The sequence below is a fragment of the Bifidobacterium erythrocebi genome (genome assembly GCF_012932675.1).
Classification (GTDB): Bacteria; Actinomycetota; Actinomycetes; order Actinomycetales; family Bifidobacteriaceae; genus Bifidobacterium; species Bifidobacterium erythrocebi.
The window spans coordinates 77,911-97,672 of sequence record NZ_JAAIIF010000013.1 but is presented as its reverse complement, the minus strand read 5'-3'; the positions used below and the strand labels follow the sequence as shown (position 1 = coordinate 97,672).

The window sequence follows — 19,762 nt, the reverse complement described above, 5'->3', positions numbered from 1 at the left end:
CATAATCTTCGACCAACCGCTTGACCGGTTCGGATGTTCGGGCTCTTGCCCACCTGAACCGGCCTGGCAAAAGGAGTAACAATGCCTACACCCAAGAAGGGCCCGCGTCTGGCGTCCAGCCCGGCACACGAGCGCCTTATGCTCGCGAACATGGCTACCAGCCTGTTCCAGAACGGCCGCATCACGACCACGCTGCCGAAGGCCAAGCGCCTTCGTCCGCTGGCCGAGCGCCTGATCACCTTCGCCAAGCGCGGTGATCTGCACTCCCGCCGTCGCGTGATGCGCGTCATCCGCAACAAGTCCGTCGTGCATAAGCTGTTCACCGAGATCGCCGAGCAGATGGAGCAGCGCGAGGGCGGCTACACCCGCATCGTGAAGATCGCCTCCCGCACCGGTGACAACGCCGCCGCGGCTATCATCGAGCTCGTCACCGAGCCGGTGAGCCCGAAGAAGGCCGTCGTGAAGGAAGCCGAAGCTGCGACCAAGGTCGCCGCCGAAGCCGAAGCTCCCGCTGAGGAAGCCAAGGACGAGGCCGAGAAGGCTGAGTGAGTCGGTTTTTGACTGACTGAAGAGCCAGGAATCCATGTGGTTCCTGGCTCTTTTCGTATCTTCCGGGGCCGTGGTGCAGCAGGCGGGGGTCGAGTGTGGGGAATGTGTATCTGTCTGTTGGAGGTGGGGCACAGCCTACTACGGCCGAAGGCTCTGGAAGGACGAGGGATTCCGTACTATGGGGGGTTATGAGACTTCGGATTGACTTGGCATATGATGGCGGCGGATTCTACGGATGGGCGGTACAACCCAATATCCGCACGGTTCAGGGGGAGATCGAAAACGCATTGCACCGCATTCTGCGAGTCGCGCCGGACGATGCGAACGAGCCGCTTCGGCTTGTGGTCGCCGGGCGTACCGACACCGGCGTCCATGCCAGTCATCAGGTCTGCCATATCGACCTGTCCGAAGAGGTGCTGGAACGTGCGATCGGGCATATGAAGGTGCCGGCGGTGACGGCGTTGGAACATCGCCTGCAGCGGGTGCTTCCCGACGACATCACCGTCCATCGCATTGCGGTGGCTCCGGATGGATTCGACGCGCGTTTCTCGGCGTTGGAACGCACCTACGTGTATCGCATCGCCGACCGGGGCAGCGAGGTCGACCCACGGCTGCGCGGCTGCGTGCTGCATATCGACGGTGACCTTGATATCGAAACGATGAATCTGGCTGCGGCGCAGACCATCGGGCTGCATGATTTCGGATCCTTCGCCACTCCCAATCCGGGAGGCACCACGATTCGCGAGGTGAAACAAGCCTATTGGGCGAGAGTGCCCGTGCGGCCGTTGATCGCTCAGCCAATGCCGGGGGAGGGGTATGCCGTGCCGACATTCGAATCGGGGCTGGTATGCTTCACCATCGTTGCCGATGCCTTCGCCCGCAATATGGTGCGGTCGCTGGTCAACGGATGTGTGCAGGTCGGGCTCGGCAAGCGCGATCTCGACTGGTTCAGGGGTAAGATGACGGTTCCCAAACGAGAGGGCAGCACCGGGCCAATCGCGCCGCAGGGACTGACATTGGAACATGTTGCCTACCCGGCCGACGATCAGCTTGCCATCCGTGCGCAGGCCATCCGTGCGAAACGCACTCTGTCGTGACTGCATGAAGCGGGGCGAACGGCTTCGCCTCATGTTTTATGGCTTCGCCACAGAGTTTTTCGAGGATGTTTCCAATGTGTCAAGGCCGTAACATCAAGGCCTGCTCGTGGTAACGCCGGTTCACTACGTTCGTTCGTATTGTAGGCGCCGCCAGACGGCGGGAAGCGTTTGAACGAGAGGAAGGGGCCGGGCGAGTGATTGAATCAGCAGCACGCAAATTGGCAAAGGAACTGGTGTCTCGCCGCGAGGAGATCAATCGCGAACTCAGTCGCAACGGTGTGCGTTTCGGCGTGTACAAGGATGGCGAATACCATGACCGGCTGTTCCCCTACGACCCCGTGCCACGCATCATCGAATCCGACGAATTCGACCGGCTCGAGGCCGGTCTCAAGCAGCGCGTGCAGGCCCTGAACGCCTACCTGAACGACATCTATTCCGATAAGCAGATCATCCACGACGGCGTGGTGCCGGAGGAATTCGTCTACACGTCGGCAGGCTACTATCCGCAGGTCAATGGCGTCACGCCTCCGGGCGGCGTGTTCGCGCACATCGCCGGCGAGGACCTGGTCCAGGGCGAGGACGGCCGATGGTGGGTGCTCGAAGACAACCTGCGCATCCCCTCGGGCGCGAGCTACCCGCTGTTCGCGCGCGACATCGAACGGCGTATCAATCCACGACTGTTCCGCGACGTGCACGTGCGCGACAACAGGGACTACTCCCGTCTGCTGCGCAAGGCCATGGATTTCGTGTCCACGGGCGGCATCGCGGTGGTGCTTTCGCCGGGGCGCTACAACTCGGCGTTCTTCGAACACGCGTATCTGGCCGAGCAGACCGGTGCCACGCTTGCATTCCCGGAAGACCTCGAAGTGGTCGACAACAGGTTGTTCTTCCTTGACTATGCGGGCAACAGGCATCGCGTGGGCGTGGTGTACCGCCGTCTGGCCGACGACTATCTCGACCCGTTCGCATTCAATCCGGATTCCGTGATCGGCGTTCCTGGACTGCTGTCCGCCTACCGTGCGGGCAACGTCTCCATCGTCAACGCTCCGGGCAACGGTGCCGCGGACGACAAGGCCATCTACTATTTCGTGCCGCAGATGATCAGGTACTACCTGGGCGAGGAGCCGATTCTGAACAACGCGCCCACCTACATGCCCATGTTCGAGAAGGACCGTGGCGAGGTGCTCGACCGCATCGGCGAGCTGGTGATCAAGGACGTGGCCGAGGCCGGCGGCTACGGTGTGGTGTTCGGCAAGGACCTCGACCGAAGGGAGCGTGGCGAGCTGGCCGATCGGATCAAGGCGGAGCCCAGAAGGTTCATCGCGCAGGAGGTCATCCAGTTCAAGGACCTCGACGTGGTCGACGCGCAGACCGGGCAGACCGTGCCGCGCAAGGCAGATCTGCGTGCGTTCGTGCTGACCGGGCAGAACACGCATGTATGGTATTCGGGACTGACCCGCTATTCGTCCGTGCCGGGGCAGATGATCGTCAATTCCTCCCAGGGCGGCGGGTTCAAGGACACCTGGGTGCTCGCGCCCGAAACGAAGGATGCCGTGCGGCCGGCCGGCGAGGTCACGTCGGTGAACCTCATCCCGCATGTGCGCAAGCATGCCTTGCAACTGGTCACGGCGTCCAAGGCCGATAATCTGTACTGGCTGGGGCGGTACACCGAGCGCGCGTTCACCACGCTGGTGCAGTTCTACCCCTTCTACGACCGTGTGATGGACGAGGACGCCGACGCGTTCCGCCCGTTCGCCCACGCGCTCGACTTGCCTGAGGATTTCGAGGACTTCGACGCGTTCATCGAATCGTTCCTCTACGACGGCGACAATCCGGACTCGGTGCGCAGCGCCATCGTCCGCGCATTCAACAACGCGGTGATCCTGCGCCCGGAACTCTCGTCGCGTCTGCTGCAATACATCGAGCTCGCCCTGACGAACATCACCGATGCCGCGGAGCGCAGCGCCAACGACGAGGACATCTACGCGCAACGCGATGTGGCCGATAACATGCTCGCGTTCTGGGGAGGCATCGAGAATTCCTCGGCGGACAAGGCGCTGAAGGCGTTCATCTTCGTGGGAAAGTACCTGGAGCGCATCGACCTGTACACGCGCTTCCACATGCCCGACGACGATCTTGAACTCGCCTTGCGCAATCTGGAATCGTACGCCCACATGCTTGACGGGCTGCCGTTGCCGCAATGCTTCGTGGACGGGCTGAACTGGTTGCTCGCGCAGCTGCCGCAACGCGGATATGACTGGCTGGTGGTTCGGCTCAAAGCGTTCCTCGACGACTTCCGCAGCCGTGCCATCATGAAGGATGCCAAGGAGAACGGGGCGTTGAGCGCCATGAGCATGGACGCCCACCGCCCGTGATGCACACCGGTGGGTATCGTGAAAGGGCAAACCGTCCGCTCGATTATGGGGCATGATTCATGAAGAAATTGGTGTTTGATTACGAGATGAAGCTGAGCTTCAGCTCGCCGGTCACGAACCACCGTTTCCAGCTGCGCTGCATTCCCGTCACCGGCCCGCGCCAGCAGGTCGTGGATGTCGATATCGCGATGGAACCGCAGGTGGAGTTGGAGACGACGGTCGACGCCTTCGATTCCGTGGTGAAGACGGGATTCATCGCGCAGCCCCATGACGTGTTCAACTACAAGGTCACCGGCATCGCGTTCGTGGACAACGCGCATATCAAGGCCGAACTGTACCGGCCGCTGTATCGGTTCGATTCGGTGCTCACCGTGCCGGGGCCCGCCGTCGAGGCGCTGACCGGGATATGCCAGGCGCGTCTGGAACGCTTGCCGGCGGACGCCACGGAACTGGACCGTGCCAGCGAGATCATGGACGAGGTGTTCAAGGCCTTCGTATACACGCCTGGCTCCACCACGATCAGGACCACCGCGGAACAGGCGCTCGCGCAGCGCAAGGGCGTATGCCAGGATTACGCGCATGTGATGCTGTCCGTGTGCCGTCACTGCGGGCTGTCCGCGCGGTACATCGCCGGCCTGCTCGGCGGGGAGGGGGCGACGCACGCCTGGGTGGAGATATATCACAACGGGCGTTGGATCGGCTTCGACCCGACGCATAACCGCATGGTGGACGACAACTACATCACCATCGCGCATGGGCGTGATTATCGCGACTGCATGCTCGACATCGGCACGTTCTTCGGCGACGATGTCAAGCAGGACCAGTGGGTGAACGCCTCGGTGCACGAACAGCTGCTGTGAGGCGCGGATTGCACGCATGCGGCGTGACACGTCCGACACGATTTGCCGTATTGGTTTTTTATGGCATAATGGACAAGTTGCTTGCAACATATGGATAAGTGTCCGAGCGGTCTAAGGAGCACGCCTCGAAAGCGTGTGAGGGCGAACCCCTCCGCGAGTTCGAATCTCGCCTTATCCGCCATAGCGATGAACCGCAGCCCAACGGCTGCGGTTTTTTGTTGCCTGAAACCGTTGGAATACCGACGTTTGGGCGCACTATTGCGCTATTCGGCAGACTGCGCCAGCATCGCCTCGTCGAGGAGCGGATACCCCAGTTCGTAGGCATGCCAGACGCGTGCCTTGGCCGTATCCGCCAGCCAGGCCAGGGTGTTCTTGGAGATGTGCTTGGAATCCGTCAGCGCGGTGAGGTACGAGCGCGCGCAGTTCATCTCGATTGCGGCGATCGTGGGTGTGTCGAGCTTGGTCGCCGGATCCTGCGTGGTCTGCGGGTTCGCGATCAGATCATCGACCGCATACACCTTCTGCCGCGGGTCCGAGCCGGCGCCGGACAGCGAGAACAGGCGCTGCGCCGCGGTCTTGTGCGCGTCGCTGGCGGCCAGCGTGGCATCGGGCACACCACGTGCGGCTAAAACACCCACCGAGAACCCGGCGCGATCCTCTTCCAGCACGATCCTCGTCAACGTATCGGTGTCCATATCGAGTTTGACCAGCGTCCCGAAATCCACGGTGGGTGCGGAAGCGGGGGAGAGCCCCAGACGCGAGGCGAACTGCTGCGCCATGTAGGAGGATTGGGCGGCATGCACGACGCCTTCGGCGGCGCGAGACGGGCAGGAGGTGGCGACCTTGGACCAGGACGAGGAGGCGATGAGCGCATTGAGATACCGGTCCATCAACGGTCTGCCCGCCGCCATGGCGTTCCTGCCGAGCACGGCGGACTCATAGGCGCTTTCGCAGGTGTCGGGCTTGGCGGCCTCGTCGACCTGCGCTTCGAGATTCGGAGCAGAGCACCCCGCAAGAGACAGAAGAAGGGCCCCGGCCGCCATTGCCGCCAGTGTCTTTACGTCGTGGCGGGAAGTGTCTCGAAGTGTCTGCATAAAACAGTAGAATAAGCACTGACTATGACCATATGAGCCTAGTACGCAATAATTTAAGGGAGGTCTTGCGGAATATGGAACTGGACCTGGCAGGAATTCATAAGCTCGCAGCGGAGCAGGGTATTGACGCTGAAACACTTGATGACGCTCTTTCCGAGGCTCTGCGCCTCGCGTATCTGAAGACGCCGCATGCGGCCAAGCATGCGCGTGTTGAACTTGACGATCGTGCCGGCACGTTCACCGTGTGGGCCGCTGACGAGATTCCCGGAACCCCCACCGAGGACGATCCGCATCCCGCACCCACGCTGGGTGAGGAATACGACGACACCCCCAAGGATTTCGGCCGTCTTGCCGCCGCGACCGCACGCCAGGTCATCACGCTGCTGTTCCGCCATGCCGAGGACGAGAAGATTTTCGGCGCGTTCAGCGGCCAGAAGGGCAAGCTGATCACCGGCATCGTCCAGCAGGACGTCAAGGATCCGTCCAATGTGCATATCGCCGTCGGCGATGTCGAGGCGCTGCTGCCGCGTCGTGAGCAGGTGCCGGGCGAACGGTACCGCCATGGCGAGCGTCTGCGCGTGTACGTGGTGAACGTCGGCCGCGGCCTGAAGGGACCGGAGATCATCGTCTCCCGCTCCCACCCGGAACTGGTGCGCTGCCTGTTCGAACGCGAGGTTCCCGAGCTGGTTTCCGGTGCGGTGTCGATCATGGCCATCGCACGCGAGGCCGGCGCACGTACCAAGATCGCCGTCAAGGCCAACACCGAAGGCGTCAATCCGAAGGGTGCCCTGATCGGCCCCGGTGGCGCTCGCGTCCGTGCGGTGATGGAGAACCTCGGCCAGGAGAAGATCGATATCGTCGACTACTCCGACGACCCGGCGAAGTTCGTCGCGTCGGCCCTGTCCCCGGCAGTGGCTACCGGCGTGCAGGTCATCAGCGACAAGACCAAGACCGCCATCGCCTTCATCCACGACGACCAGCTGTCGCTGGCCATCGGCAAGGAAGGTCAGAACGCTCGTCTCGCCGCCAAGCTCACCGGCTGGAAGATCGGCATCGAGTCCGCTGAGACCCATGCCAAGAAGATGGCCGAACAGGCCGAGCAGGCAGACGAATAATCCATCGCTGTGGGTATGCTTATGCCGGAAATTATCAGGCATAAGTAGGCTCTCAGTCGAATGACGAGGATACACACGAATATGGTTGCACGATGAACAGGCTCACCGTCATCGAGCATTGACTGCGCGGGCGCGTGGTCACAGATAGGAGAACAAGTAGTGGCAAAACCACGCGTATATGAAATCGCCAAGGACCTTGGCCTCGACAGCAAGACCGTGCTGGAGAAGCTGAAGGATATGGGGGAGTTCGTCAAGTCGGCTTCCTCCACTGTCGAGCCCCCGGTCGAGCGTAAGCTCAAGGCCGCGCTGGCTCCGAAGGGCGACGGCGCAGCCAAGGGCAAGGAGCAGCCGAGGGCTGCGGCCCCCAAGGCCACCCCGAAGCCGATGGCCAAGCCGGGCGTGAAGCCCGGTCCCGCCAAGCCGGGCGCGGCAAAGCGCCCCGCAGTGCCAGGCCCCAAGCCTCACAGGAATAACAACAATAACGGCCAGCAGCAGCGCGGCGACAGGCCCGCTGCGCAGCATGGCCAGCACTCGCAGCATGCCCCGCAGGCCAAGCCGGGTGCGCGTCCGGCCAAGCCGGGCCCGAAGCCCACGCCGGCGTCTCATGCCGCACAGGGCGGTTCCTCGGCGCAGCAGCGCCCGCATACCCCGGGTCCGCGTCCGGGCAACAACCCGTTCAGCCGCAAGCAGGGCATGCATACCCCGACCCCCGGTGACATTCCGCGTCCGCACCCGATGGCCCGTCCGACCGTGAACAACAACGAGGACAGGCGCGGCGGCCGTGGCCGTGGCGGCCGTGGCGGCTTCCGCGGAGGACGCCCCGGCCAGGGCCAGGGCGCACGTCCGGGCCAGTGGGGCCAGAACCGCAACGGCGGCGCACAGCGCGGCGGCCAGCAGGGCGGCGGCGCACGTGGTGGCTTCCGCGGCGGCGCAGGCCAGCAGAACAACTTCCCGAGCAGCGGCCCGAACAACGGACCCGCACGTGGCGGCGGCCGTGGTCGCGGCGGCGCTGCAGGCGCATTCGGCCGTCAGGGCGGCAAGTCCTCGAAGGCTCGTAAGAACAGGCTGGCGAAGCGTCGCGAATACGAGGAGATCAAAGCACCGACCATCGGCGGCGTGCGTATTCCGCGCGGCAACGGTCAGGTGATCCGCCTGCGTCAGGGCGCAAGCCTTGCCGATCTGGCCGAGAAGATCAACGTCAATCCGGCGGCCCTGGTCACGGTCATGTTCCACCTTGGCGAGATGACCACGGCAACGCAGTCCCTCGACGAGGCCACCTTCCAGATCCTCGGCGAGGAGATCGGCTGGGACATCAAGCTGGTCTCCGCCGAAGAGGAGGACAAGGAGCTGCTGCAGCAGTTCGACATCGATCTTGATGAAGAGGAGCTGCAGGACGACAAGGATCTCAAGCCGCGTCCGCCGGTCGTCACCGTCATGGGCCACGTCGACCACGGTAAGACCCGACTGCTGGACACCATCCGTCGAAGCAACGTCATCGAAGGCGAGGCCGGCGGCATCACCCAGCGCATCGGCGCCTACCAGGTGTCCGTCACCCTCGAGGGCGAACAGCGCAAGATCACGTTCCTCGATACCCCTGGCCACGAGGCCTTCACCGCCATGCGTGCGCGTGGTGCGGAGCTCACCGACGTCGCGATCCTCGTGGTCGCCGCGGACGATGGCGTGATGCCCCAGACCGTCGAGGCCATCAACCACGCCCAGGCGGCGCATGTGCCGATCGTGGTCGCCGTGAACAAGATCGATAAGCCGGGCGCCAACCCGGAGAAGGTCCGCGGCCAGCTCACTGAGTTCGGCCTCGTGCCGGAGGAGTACGGCGGCGACACCATGTTCGTCGACATCTCCGCCAAGCAGGGCACGAACGTCGACAAGCTGCTGGAAGCCGTGCTGCTCACGGCCGATGCCGAGCTCGACCTGCGCGCCAACCCGGATATGGACGCCCGAGGCGCCACCATCGAAGCCCGACTTGACAAGGGTCGCGGTGCCGTGGCGACCGTGCTGGTGCAGTCCGGTACGCTGCATGTTGGCGATTCGATCGTTGCCGGCACTTCGTATGGCCGTGTGCGCGCCATGCTCGACGAAAACGGCAAGCAGATGAAGGCAGCCGGCCCGTCCTGCCCGGTGCAGGTGCTTGGTCTGACCTCCGTGCCCACCGCAGGCGACCTCTTCCTCGTGGCCGGCGATGATCGCGCGGCCCGTCAGATCGCCGAGAAGCGTCAGGCCACCGAGCGTGCGGCCCAGCTGGCGAAGCGTCGCAAGATCGTCTCCCTGGAGAGCCTTAAGGAGCAGTTCGCCAAGTCCGAGGTGGATATGCTCAACATCGTCATCAAGGGCGATTCCTCCGGTTCCGTCGAGGCGCTGGAAGACTCCCTGATGAAGATCGAGGTCTCCGACGAGGTCGGCATCCAGGTCATCCACCGCGGCGTCGGTGCCATCACCCAGAACGATGTCAACCTCGCGACCGTCGACAAGGCCGTCATCATCGGCTTCAACGTGCGACCGAACCGGCAGGTGGCGGATCTGGCCGAACGCGAGGGCGTGGAGATCAAGTACTACTCGATCATCTACAAGGCCATCGAAGACATCGAGGCGTCCCTCAAGGGCATGCTCAAGCCGGAATACGAGGAGGTTACCACCTCCCACTCCGAGATCCGTGAGATCTTCCGCTCCTCCAAGTTCGGCAACATCGCCGGCGTCATGGTGCAGGACGGCGAGGTCAAGCGTGGTACGAAGTGCCGTATTCTGCGCAACGGCGTGGCAACCGTCAACGACCTGGAGATCTCCTCCCTGCGTCGTTTCAAGGACGACGTCCAGTCCGTCAAGGAAGGCTACGAGGCAGGTATCAACCTCGGCACCTTCAACGACATCGAGATCGGCGACATCATCGAGACCTTCGAGATGCGCGAGATCGAACGCAAGTAGTTGCCGGCCCCGGCGTCGACAACCGTAGTATGAATGGTCAGTGTACGTTCCGTCGCGGCTTTGCCGCAAACCCGGGGCGTGCACTGACTTTGTTTAACGAAGCATATGTCCGGCCCCGCAGGTATGTCGCGGGCCCGGCATTCGGATTCCCGGCAGTCGAACGGCATGGCGTGGGAACCCGCATCACTATCGACAACGCTATGTAAGGATGATTCATGGCAGGAACTAACCCACGAGCCGCACGTATCGCGGCACTGATCCAGCGCGTGATCGCTTCCTCGATGGAAGCCCAGCTGCACGATAAGCGCCTGGCGAACATCACCATCACCGAGGTCCGCGTGACCAACGATCTGCAGATCGCCAAGGTGTATTGGACCCAGCTCGGCCACGAGGGCCATGAGGACGGCGAACGCAAGCGCGCCCAGCAGGCCCTGAACCAGGCCAAGGGACGCCTGCGCTCCCTGGTGGGCACCAAGGCCGGTCTGCGGTTGACGCCGCAGCTGCAATTCGTATTCGACGAGGTGCCCGGCGAGGCGCATGAGATCGAAGACATTCTCGCCGTGGCCCGCAAGCGCGACGAGGAACTCGCCAAGGCCCGCGAGACCGCCCAGTACGCCGGCGAGGCCGACCCCTACAAGCATCCCGAGGAGGAAGCGGACGACGCCGAATCGGATGATTGGGACGACGAAGACGATTGGGACGATGACGACGAAGCCTGATCCCTCCGGCCTGCTTCTGGTGGACAAGCCGCAGGGCGTCACCAGCTTCGACGTGGTCGCGGCCGTGCGTGGAGCCCTGCATATCAAGAAAGTCGGTCATGCCGGCACCTTGGATCCAATGGCGACCGGTCTGCTGGTGATTGCATTCGGTCGTGCCACGCGACTGTTGAGCGCCATTGTCGAGCACGACAAGACCTATGAGGCGACCATTCGCCTTGGGCTGAGCAGCACGACCGATGACGCCGAAGGAACGATCGGTCGCTTCGAGGGTTCCGAAGATTCGGATTCCAACGGCATGTCGTTGCCGAACGACCCGGAGCAGGCGCGCCGACTGGTGGAACGCGCTATCGACGAGCGTTTCCTCGGCACCATCGAACAGGTGCCCAACACGTTCTCCGCCATCAAGATCAACGGAAAACGCGCCTACGATCTTGCCCGCGAAGGCAAGGACGTGGAGCTGAAGGCCCGCAAGGTCACCATCAGCGAGTTCTCCGTGCTCGATGCGCGGCAGGGATATGCCGGTCTGAACGAGGCCGCGGGAGCGCTGGCCAAAACTGCGGATGACGAGCACACGGAGCCCGTGCTGGATGTGGACGTGCGCGTCAGCTGCTCATCCGGCACGTATATCCGTGCACTGGCACGCGATCTGGGCGCTCGGCTTGGCGTCGGCGGATACCTCACCAGGCTGCGCCGTACGCGCGTCGGTCGTTTCGCGCTTCCCGATGATGCCAGCGGCCGTGTCGAATCGCCGGCAGCGCCGGAGCGCGTTATCACGGCGCACGCCGAGACGAAGAGCTTCACGAACCGCGAGGGGGAGCGCATCACCCGCAACCGTGCCGTGCTCGACACGCCTTACGAGCAGGGTGCCGAACGCACCACATGGGTGCTTCGACACGCATTGAGCATGCTGGAGGCGGCTCAGGGGTCCATGCCGACCGTGGCCGTCACTCCGGGCGAGGCGGTGGAGCTGCGATTTGGCCGTCGCATCGAACGTGCGCTGGAACAGGACACCGTGGCCTACGTGCCCGCCGGAACGGAACCGCACGGGGAAGCCGACGTCGTGGCCATCATCGGCCGCGCCAATGCGCACCAGGCCAAGCCGCTCACCGTGTTCCCGGCTCAATGACGCCCGGAACGCCGCCTGCTACAGTGGACGCGGCGCAACGTAAGAACGTGAATACAATCAGCACAACGCGAAGGACATCACGCATGAACATCACGACTTTGATTCCCGACGAGAACGGCGACATCGAATGGCCAGACGTGGATAAGGATCGTCGCATAGTGATCACGCTGGGCTCCTTCGATGGCATGCATCGGGGGCATCAGGCGGTCATCGACCGCGTGGTGGAGCTCGCCAAGCAGCATGACGCCGGTTCCGCGGTCATGCTGTTCGACCCGCGCCCGGCATTCGTGCATGCGCACGGGACCAATGCCCCCGAGGTGGACGCGGACGCGCTCACCGGCGTGGGCGAACGCATCGCCGCCATGGAACAGGCCGGCATCGAACAGGTGTATGTGGTGCGCTACACGCTCGCCTTCGCGGAAAAGTCCTATATCTTCTTCCTTGGACAGCTCACCGGCAAGCTCGGCATGCGCACGCTGGTGCTTGGCGCCGATGCCGCGCTGGGTGCCGGGCGAAAGGGCGATGTGCACGCGATCGCGAATCTCGCAGCCGCCACCGGCGTGTTCGAACTCGACGTGGTGGATGACCGTGGGCCCGGCGAAGTACGCATCCCGCGTGATTGGAAGCCGCAGATGCCCGCCGAGTGGGGCGAGCCGGTCGATCCGCTGGCGAACGCCAACAAGGCGCAACGGCGTGCATGGAGCAAGAAGCATCAGGCCAGGCCCGTGCGTACCTGGAGCTCCAGCAATGTGCGCTACCTGTTGGGCAACGGCAGGATCAAGGATGCCGATGCGATTCTCGGCCATCCGCACGCGGTGACCGGCGAAGTGGTGCATGGCGAGGAACGTGGGCGTTCCATCGGGTTCCCCACAGCCAATCTCGGCACCGACATCACCGGATACCTGCCGGTGGATGGCGTATACGCCGGTTGGTTGGTCGACCTTGGCGAGACTCCCAAGAACGATGATCCCGACGCGCTTGCGGGCCTGGCCCGTGCCGCGGCCAGCGCGCCGCGTTGGCCTGCCGCGATCTCCATCGGCACCAAGCCTACGTTCAGCGAGGCCACTGGCAGGCATGAGCGTGTGGTGGAGGCATACTGCCTGAGCGAGGATTGGCTCGACCTGTACGGCCATACCGTCCGTGTGGAATTCGCCGGCTTCCTACGCCCGCAGGTCAAATTCGACGGGGCGGACGAGCTGGTGGCCGAGCTCAAGCGCAACGTGGAAACCACCAGGCAGATTACCGCCGGCGAGCGGAACTGAATCAAACGGAATCGTCCGGACAATCCGAATCGGCCCGTCCAGTCCAAACAGGACCGGACGGGCCGATTCATATGAGACGAGCCTTCCGCATCATGGATACCCGGCTACTTCGATGAAAGCCCCAACGCGTCCAAGGCATCGCGCAACGAATCGACCTGTATGATATTCAGCCCCGGTATGGCCGTGCGCTTGCGCATGATCGGCACGATCGCCGTGGTGAATCCCAATCGCGCCGCCTCACGCAACCGGTATTCCAAACGCGGCACAGGCCTGACCTGCCCGGTGAGCGAGATCTCCCCCAACGCGCAGGTGGTGCGGGGGATGGGCGAGTGCTTCGCGGCGCTTGCCAGGGCGGCGACGATCGACAGATCGCACCCCGGTTCCTTGGCGATGCCGCCGGCGATGGTGGAAACATACAGGTCATTGCCCAGAAGATTGAGCCTGCCATGGCGATACAGCACCGCAGTAAGCATAGCGATACGGCTGTTGTCCACGCCGTTGACGGCCCGACGCGGGGTGGGAAGCACGGAATCGGTGACCAGCGCCTGCACCTCGATGGGCAGCGAGCGGTGACCGTCAAGCGTGAACGTGACGCAAGTGCCTTCGACGGGAGCGCTGGCGGTGTCGCCGTTCGACGACAGGAACAGGCCGGACGGGTCGCTCACCTCCTCGATGCCCTCGCCGCTCATATCGAAGCATCCGACCTCATCGGTCGGGCCGAAACGGTTCTTCACCGCACGCAGCAGACGCAACGCCGTGGCGCTGTCGCCCTCGAACTGGCACACCACATCCACCAGATGCTCCAACGTACGCGGGCCGGCGATGGAACCGTCCTTCGTCACATGCCCCACCAGCAGCACCGGCACATCCAGCGTCTTCGCGGTGTCGATCAGCGCGCTCGCCACCTCGCGCACCTGCGTGGATCCGCCCGAGATGCCATCGACGTCCTGGGAGATGATGGTCTGCGCCGAATCGACGATGGCGAGCGTCGGCTTGTACCTTTCGATGAGACCGAGCGCCGTGGCAAGGTCGGTGGTCGCCGCAAGCAGCAGATTCGGCTCCACCGCGCCGATTCGTGAGGCTCGCAGACGCACCTGGGCCTGTGATTCCTCGCCGGAGATATACAGTACGGTGCCTTTGGCGTTGCGGCAGGAGCGTGCGATGTTCCCGGCCGTTTCGAGCAGCAACGTGGATTTTCCGATGCCCGGCTCGCCGGCGATGAGCACCACGGAACCTGGAACGATGCCGCCTCCGAGCACCCGGTCGAATTCCTGGAAGCCGGTGGCGACCCGTTCCACGGAATCGGTCCTCACCTCGGTGATCGCCGTGGCGGCGCTCGACGCGATGGCATCGCTCGCCTTGGTACGTGAGGTGCGCCCCGGCTCCGCGGTGCGTGAGCGTGCCGCAGGCCGTGCCTCGTGGAACTCCTCGACGGTTCCCCATTGACCGCACTCGGGGCAGCGCCCCACCCATTTCGGGCCGCTCCAACCACATTCTGAACACAAATACTGCACGGACGTCTTTGCCATGGAACCGACGCTACCGGTGCAAAGCGACAAGTCGGAGCAGGGCATTGAAGCGTCAGACGGCTGTGCCACAATCGGACTATGCCGAATACACGCAGTTCATCGCATCGCAATCTGTTCATCGTCATCATCGCAGCCGTGGTGATCATCGCATTGTCCGTGATGTCGGCCTTCGTGTGGCCGGGTTGGGCATTGAACAAGCAGGCTGATCAGCCGCAGCAGCAACAGCAGGTCGATCAGCCCGCCAAGCCGACCATCGATGCAGTCGCCTTGCCGAAGGATGCCACCGAATTGCTCAAGGCGATGCCCGACAGCGTGCTGAACTTCGCACGGACCAAGGCCGACGAGTCTGAAACCTGGAAGTCGGCTTCGCCATTGGAGGAATACACCCTGACTTATGGCACCGGCAAGAAGGACGGCAACGTCACGCTGGTCGTGGGGCAGTGGAGCGCCTCCGATTCGGCGAAGACGCAGTACGAGTCGTTGATTGGCGAGCTGAGCGGCAAGACGCTTTATTCCGGCGCGGTGAAGGTGCAGGGCAACGAGACGGGCGAGTATGTGATCAAGGCGGATTCCGGGGATGCCGAGTCCGCGACGGCGGTGTGGTACAACGACACGGTGGTGTTCCAGGCCACCGGTTCCGCGGACAACGTGCAGCGCTTTGTGCGCAAGTTCCCATTGTGATACACGAAAGTGGCGCATAGTCCGTAAGAACGTGTATAGTTTGAAAAGTTGCAACTTTACGATTAATCGGAATGGAGGCTTCAGATGGGTTCCGTCATCAAGAAGCGCCGCAAGCGGATGAGCAAGAAGAAGCACCGCAAACTGCTGCGTAAGACCCGCCACCAGCGCAAGTAGTCTTACAAGGCTTTAAGGCATGAAAACCCCGCGAGGCATAACGCCCGCGGGGTTTGTTTTTGCCGTCGGCACATCGACATACAGACTAGTGGATATGGGAACGGCCCGGCGGATAGCGATCCGCCGGGCCGTTCCCATACGCGAGGATAGGTGCGTCACTTATTGGAGTTGGTCAGGATGCGCGGGCCATCCGGGTTGCCCACGATCACGGTGTCGACCATGTTGAGGAACAGGCCATGCTCCACAACGCCGACGGTGGTGATGAGATCTTCGGCCAGCTCGGTCGGGTGATCGATGCGGTCGAGATGCAGGTCGACCACGAAGTTGTTCTCGTCGGTGCGGACCTCCTTGCCGTCCGCGTCCAGACGCAGCACCGGCTTGTAGCCCTTGGCCTCGAACTTCTTGATGACCTGGCCGGCGCCGAACGGAATCACCTCGACCGGCAGCGGGAACTTGCCGATGGTGTCGACGACCTTGGACTCGTCCACGATCCACACGATCTTGTTGGAGTTGGTGGCCACGATCTTCTCCCACAGCAGAGCGGCGCCGCCGCCCTTGATGCCGTTGAAGTTCTTGTCCACCTCGTCGGCGCCGTCGATGGTCACGTCGATGTGATCGACGTCATCGATGTCCACGATCTTGATGCCGAAGCTTTCGGCCTGCTCCTGCGTACGGCGGGAGGTGGTGACGCCGGTGAACTGCAGGCCTTCCTCCTGCACGCGGCGGCCGAGCTCGTCCACCAGGAACTTCACGGTGGAACCGGTGCCCAGACCTGCGATCATGCCGTTGTGAACGAGCTTGGCGGCCTCGATGCCGGCCGCCTTCTTCATGGCGTCCTGTTGTGCCTTATCCATGCCTTCTCCTTGCCTTGTTAACGCTTGTACAGCGTCGTTGCCAATAGTCGCTTCCATCCTACCGTGCGGTGACGGCGATGGCCTGCCGTGTCCATTGTAGTGGGCATGCCGCCTTGCGGTGGCCTATTGCCTGGTGAACGGGGCGTCGGTGATATGCAGGTTGCCATCGCCATCCACGAAGCCGTGCACTTCGATGAACCCATGGACGTGCATGGGTTCCCCGGTGAAATAGGGGCTGGTCTTCGGTGCGGGGAAGAAAACCAGGTCGCCTGAGACATGCAGGCCGGACGAGGCGCCCGTCTGGGCGGTCGATGGGGTCGGTGATGGCGTGGACGGGGAAGCCGAAGTCTCGGTGGGGGAGACGGCACTGGCCTGTGCATGCTGCTGCCCGTCGCTGGCAGGTGCCTGTGCCGGTGCAGAATGTTTCACGGATGGTTTCACGCTATCGTCCGCGGCGGCATCGGCGGTTGCGGCCGTTGTCTTACCGCGATGCTCGTCGTTCCGCGGCACCGCATCGAATCGCGGCCTGAGCGAGTCCGCGCTCGCGGCCCCGTCGAGCACCAGCTGGACATCGGGCGGCACGTCGGTGCCCTTCGCGTAATCGGAGTTCAGCAGAGACCGCCAGCCCTCGATGGGCAGGTACCCGTCCTTGGCCCCCGAACGGCAATCCGAGGCATAGGTGCGCGCCAGCTCGTCGACCAGCTCGTTGCCGGCATTGCCGGCATGGCCCTTCACCCACCGGAAGTCGACTGGTCCTTCGCGCTTGGCGATTTCGGCGTCGATGGCCTTGATCAGTTCGACGTTCTTCACCGGCTTCTTCTGCGCATTCCTCCAACCGTTCCTCTTCCAGCCCTTCACCCACTTGGTCGAGCAGTTGATGGCGTATTGCGAATCGGATTCGATGAGCAGCGGCTCGGTGCCGGGGTGCGCCCGCAGCGCTTCGAGCACGGCGCACAGTTCGCCGATCTGATTGGTGCCGTTGGTGGCGCCTCCGTGATCGTACCCACGTTCATCGTGGTGGTGGCCAGCCGTGCCGCCGGCGTTCTTGGCATGGTCGGCCCAGGCCCAGCCCATGGGGCCGTTGGGATTGCCCAGTGCGGAGCCGTCCGTGGAAATCGTGATTGTCATGCCTATAACCCTACGCCCATCCGGTGCCGCAACGTGTTGTCGAACTCTCCCGGTCAGCCGGCTGAGACCATCACCGAGGCCTGGAATACGCCATCGTTGTGTTCGAAATGGGCGGTGCCATGGTTCCGTTTGGCGATAGTGCATATGGAGGCGGTGCCCAGTCCCTCGCCATCGTGCTTGGTGGAGAGGAAACGGTCGCCTTTGCGGACGATGCGGTTGCCGTAGGAATTATCCACGGCGATGAACATGGTCCGTGGATGCCCCTCATCGAGTCGGATGCGGGCTTTCAGCATTCGTTCGCCCGATTCCTGGGATTGCAGCGCCTCGACGGCGTTCTCCATCAGATTGCCGACTATCGAACACAGGTCGGCGTTATTGAGTCCGATGTCGGCGGGGACAGCCGCCTTGACATCGGGCACCACGCCCAACTGCCTTGCGCGGTCGCAGTAGTACACCAGCACGGCATTGAGTGCGGTGTGCTCGCAGTATTGCATTGGATTGCCGGACGCCATGAATTCATGGTCGGACATCTGCGAGAGGTAGTTTTTCAGCCCCGCCTTGTCGTCCGCATCCGCGAGCACCTGCAGCGTCTGGATATGCTGCCGCAGGTTGTGCCTGACCTGCCGTGCCTCGCGGATGCGGTCGTTCATGTGGGAAAGCTGCATCGTCTGCATGGTGAGTTCGTGCTCATGCTCGGTGGCGACGATTAGCTGCTCGGTCTGCCGCACCAGCAGCCAGAGCAGGGCGTACGACATCACCATGAAGCAGGAATAGACGATGGAGATGATGAAGGCGACTTCCAGCATGCGGCCGTTGAGCAGGATGGTGGTGTTGATGGGGAAGCACCATGTCACCACCGCGGTGGAGACGAACGGCAGCAGCCAGACGAGGTTCCAGAAGCGGTTGCCGATCATGCCGCTGCTGAGCATATGCGGGATGACGACCCGCAGGGGATACCACATCAGGAACGGCATGAGCGTGTCCATGAGCAGCTGGCTGATCAGCCCGGGCCAGCCCACACGCAGGTCGTTCGCCTGCCATCTGAGCACGGCGACATCGAACACCAGCGACAGATAGAAGATGATGGCCACCGCGTAGGCGGCGGAAGCGCAGGCGAACATGGTCTTCGCCAGCGTCAGTCCGGTCAGCCGTTGCAGGGTGAACACGACGATCAGTGCCGTGGGAACGACCAACGCCTGCGTCGGCAAACGGAACGTCGCGCAGACGATGCCGCAGCAGAGAAACCATATCGTGGCCACGCCCATCATGACGCCGCAGGTGCGTCGGGGATTGCTCAGCCGGTTCCAGAAACAGATCAGGCATAGCGCCAGCCCCGTGAGGGCATTGACCTGCTCGCCGACGGCGAACAGGAGATCGTGCGGGGAAGGGATCGTGATCGGTGCGGACGGGAACATCATCGGTCCTTCCGTATGCGCTCGAACATGTACTGCGCGTATGCGCGTCCGGCCTGTGCGGTGGCCGTCTTGGTGATCGGCACGCGCTTGCCGCCGCGCATCACGAACTCGTTGCCGTCGATGCCGGTCGCGTAGTCGAAATTCACCAGTGCGCCGCGTGCGGTCCGGTAGAAATTGCCGAATGAGGTCAGTCGGCGTTCCACATCGGAGAAATTGACGCGTACGCGGATTCTGGAGCCGTTCGAGAAGGTGAATTCCACATAGTGCGCGTGCGAAAGGCAGCATACGATGCAGCGGCGGTCCATGGCGGTGGGCGGCGAGCCGAAGGTCTCCTGCCATGCGCTGGCTTTGCCACCGGGAGAGTTTGGCATCAGCGCGCTGGCCGATGCTCGTTGCGCCATCGTTGCGGTCACGCGATCCATCATCGCCGTAAAGTCTGCACGGTTCACCGGCTTCAGCAGATACCCGCTGGCCTGCACCGCGTAGCCGAGCACGGCGAAATCGCTGCTAGACGTGATGAAGACGATTGGGCAGTCGTCGCGGCATGTACGCAGGGAGCGTGCCACGTCGAATCCGGTGAGCGAATGGGTGTCGGATTCGTCGTCGGTCAGATAGCAGTCCAGCAGCACGAGGTCGAACCGGTGCTGCGACCATGCCTGCAGGAACTCGTCGGCCGTGGCATATGCCTTGATGGTCGGCTGGTCCTCAAGGTCGGCGCGTTCGTCGAAATACGATCGACAGAACAGTTCCAGCACACGGCGTTCGCTCGTGTGGTCTTCCAGTATGGCTATGCGCATCGTTCACCCCCGTTCGGCCTCCCCCGAAGCTTGTGGTTTCAAGGATACTG

Annotated in this window: 17 protein-coding genes and 1 tRNA gene; 12 read left to right on the top strand and 6 right to left on the bottom strand. The window is 63.1% G+C overall.

Annotated features, from left to right (window positions below; genetic code table 11):
• Window positions 1-81 precede the first annotated feature (81 nt).
• The 5 genes from rplQ (at window position 82) to G1C98_RS07495 (ending at window position 5,062) form a co-directional block, all read left to right on the top strand.
• The gene (gene rplQ, locus G1C98_RS07515; RefSeq protein ID WP_169080619.1) at window positions 82-549 is read left to right on the top strand and encodes a 50S ribosomal protein L17; all 468 of its coding nucleotides are present in this window, start codon (window positions 82-84) and stop codon (window positions 547-549) included.
• A gap of 188 nt (window positions 550-737) precedes the next feature.
• Complete coding sequence (gene truA, locus G1C98_RS07510) at window positions 738-1,646, top strand: tRNA pseudouridine(38-40) synthase TruA (protein ID WP_169080618.1); 909 nt, start codon at window positions 738-740, stop codon at window positions 1,644-1,646.
• Between the two features lie 194 nt (window positions 1,647-1,840).
• Window positions 1,841-4,021 (top strand): circularly permuted type 2 ATP-grasp protein, encoded by a 2,181-nt coding sequence (locus G1C98_RS07505; RefSeq protein ID WP_169080617.1) that lies wholly within the window; start codon window positions 1,841-1,843, stop codon window positions 4,019-4,021.
• A gap of 59 nt (window positions 4,022-4,080) precedes the next feature.
• The gene (locus tag G1C98_RS07500; protein ID WP_169080616.1) at window positions 4,081-4,881 is read left to right on the top strand and encodes a transglutaminase family protein; all 801 of its coding nucleotides are present in this window, start codon (window positions 4,081-4,083) and stop codon (window positions 4,879-4,881) included.
• A 92-nt stretch (window positions 4,882-4,973) separates the two neighbouring features.
• Window positions 4,974-5,062: transfer RNA gene (locus G1C98_RS07495), tRNA-Ser, on the top strand.
• An 82-nt stretch (window positions 5,063-5,144) separates the two neighbouring features.
• Here the strand turns inward: G1C98_RS07495 and G1C98_RS07490 are convergent.
• Window positions 5,145-5,975: a hypothetical protein gene (locus G1C98_RS07490; protein ID WP_169080615.1), complete on the bottom strand. Its 831-nt coding sequence runs from the start codon at window positions 5,973-5,975 to the stop codon at window positions 5,145-5,147.
• A gap of 74 nt (window positions 5,976-6,049) precedes the next feature.
• Between G1C98_RS07490 and nusA the strand changes: the two genes are divergently transcribed.
• The 5 genes from nusA (at window position 6,050) to ribF (ending at window position 13,134) form a co-directional block, all read left to right on the top strand.
• A complete protein-coding gene (gene nusA / locus G1C98_RS07485) occupies window positions 6,050-7,090 on the top strand; it encodes a transcription termination factor NusA (RefSeq protein WP_169080614.1) in 1,041 nt (346 codons plus the stop codon).
• Window positions 7,091-7,249: 159 nt separating this feature from the next.
• Entirely contained in the window at window positions 7,250-10,027 is a 2,778-nt protein-coding gene (gene infB, locus G1C98_RS07480; RefSeq protein WP_169080613.1) for a translation initiation factor IF-2, read from the top strand.
• A gap of 215 nt (window positions 10,028-10,242) precedes the next feature.
• Entirely contained in the window at window positions 10,243-10,746 is a 504-nt protein-coding gene (gene rbfA / locus G1C98_RS07475) for a 30S ribosome-binding factor RbfA (RefSeq protein ID WP_169080612.1), read from the top strand.
• Window positions 10,730-11,872, top strand: a complete 1,143-nt coding sequence (truB, locus tag G1C98_RS07470; protein ID WP_169080611.1) for a tRNA pseudouridine(55) synthase TruB — start codon at window positions 10,730-10,732, stop codon at window positions 11,870-11,872. Before rbfA ends, truB begins: the two co-directional genes overlap by 17 nt.
• A gap of 83 nt (window positions 11,873-11,955) precedes the next feature.
• Entirely contained in the window at window positions 11,956-13,134 is a 1,179-nt protein-coding gene (ribF, locus tag G1C98_RS07465; RefSeq protein WP_169080610.1) for a bifunctional riboflavin kinase/FMN adenylyltransferase, read from the top strand.
• Between the two features lie 104 nt (window positions 13,135-13,238).
• On the opposite strand, the gene radA is transcribed toward ribF, so the two are convergent.
• Window positions 13,239-14,663, bottom strand: coding sequence for a DNA repair protein RadA (gene radA / locus G1C98_RS07460; RefSeq protein ID WP_169080609.1), 1,425 nt, complete (start codon window positions 14,661-14,663; stop codon window positions 13,239-13,241).
• Between the two features lie 78 nt (window positions 14,664-14,741).
• On the opposite strand from radA, the gene G1C98_RS07455 reads away from it, so the two are divergent.
• Window positions 14,742-15,344, top strand: a complete 603-nt coding sequence (locus G1C98_RS07455; protein WP_169080608.1) for a hypothetical protein — start codon at window positions 14,742-14,744, stop codon at window positions 15,342-15,344.
• An 84-nt stretch (window positions 15,345-15,428) separates the two neighbouring features.
• Window positions 15,429-15,518 carry a 30S ribosomal protein bS22 gene (locus G1C98_RS07450; protein ID WP_004268639.1) on the top strand — a complete coding sequence of 30 codons (90 nt, stop codon included), beginning with the start codon at window positions 15,429-15,431 and terminating at the stop codon, window positions 15,516-15,518.
• Between the two features lie 155 nt (window positions 15,519-15,673).
• Here G1C98_RS07450 and rpiA read toward each other — a convergent pair whose 3' ends face one another.
• The 4 genes from rpiA to G1C98_RS07430 form a co-directional block, all read right to left on the bottom strand.
• Window positions 15,674-16,372, bottom strand: coding sequence for a ribose-5-phosphate isomerase RpiA (rpiA, locus tag G1C98_RS07445; RefSeq protein WP_169080607.1), 699 nt, complete (start codon window positions 16,370-16,372; stop codon window positions 15,674-15,676).
• Window positions 16,373-16,495: 123 nt separating this feature from the next.
• The gene (locus G1C98_RS07440; RefSeq protein WP_169080606.1) at window positions 16,496-17,500 is read right to left on the bottom strand and encodes a ribonuclease H family protein; all 1,005 of its coding nucleotides are present in this window, start codon (window positions 17,498-17,500) and stop codon (window positions 16,496-16,498) included.
• A gap of 53 nt (window positions 17,501-17,553) precedes the next feature.
• Window positions 17,554-18,918 carry an ATP-binding protein gene (locus G1C98_RS07435; protein WP_240944963.1) on the bottom strand — a complete coding sequence of 455 codons (1,365 nt, stop codon included), beginning with the start codon at window positions 18,916-18,918 and terminating at the stop codon, window positions 17,554-17,556.
• On the bottom strand, window positions 18,915-19,712 hold the full coding sequence (locus G1C98_RS07430; protein ID WP_169080605.1) for a LytR/AlgR family response regulator transcription factor: 798 nt from the start codon (window positions 19,710-19,712) through the stop codon (window positions 18,915-18,917). The genes G1C98_RS07435 and G1C98_RS07430 overlap by 4 nt, the downstream gene beginning before the upstream one ends.
• Window positions 19,713-19,762 lie beyond the last annotated feature (50 nt).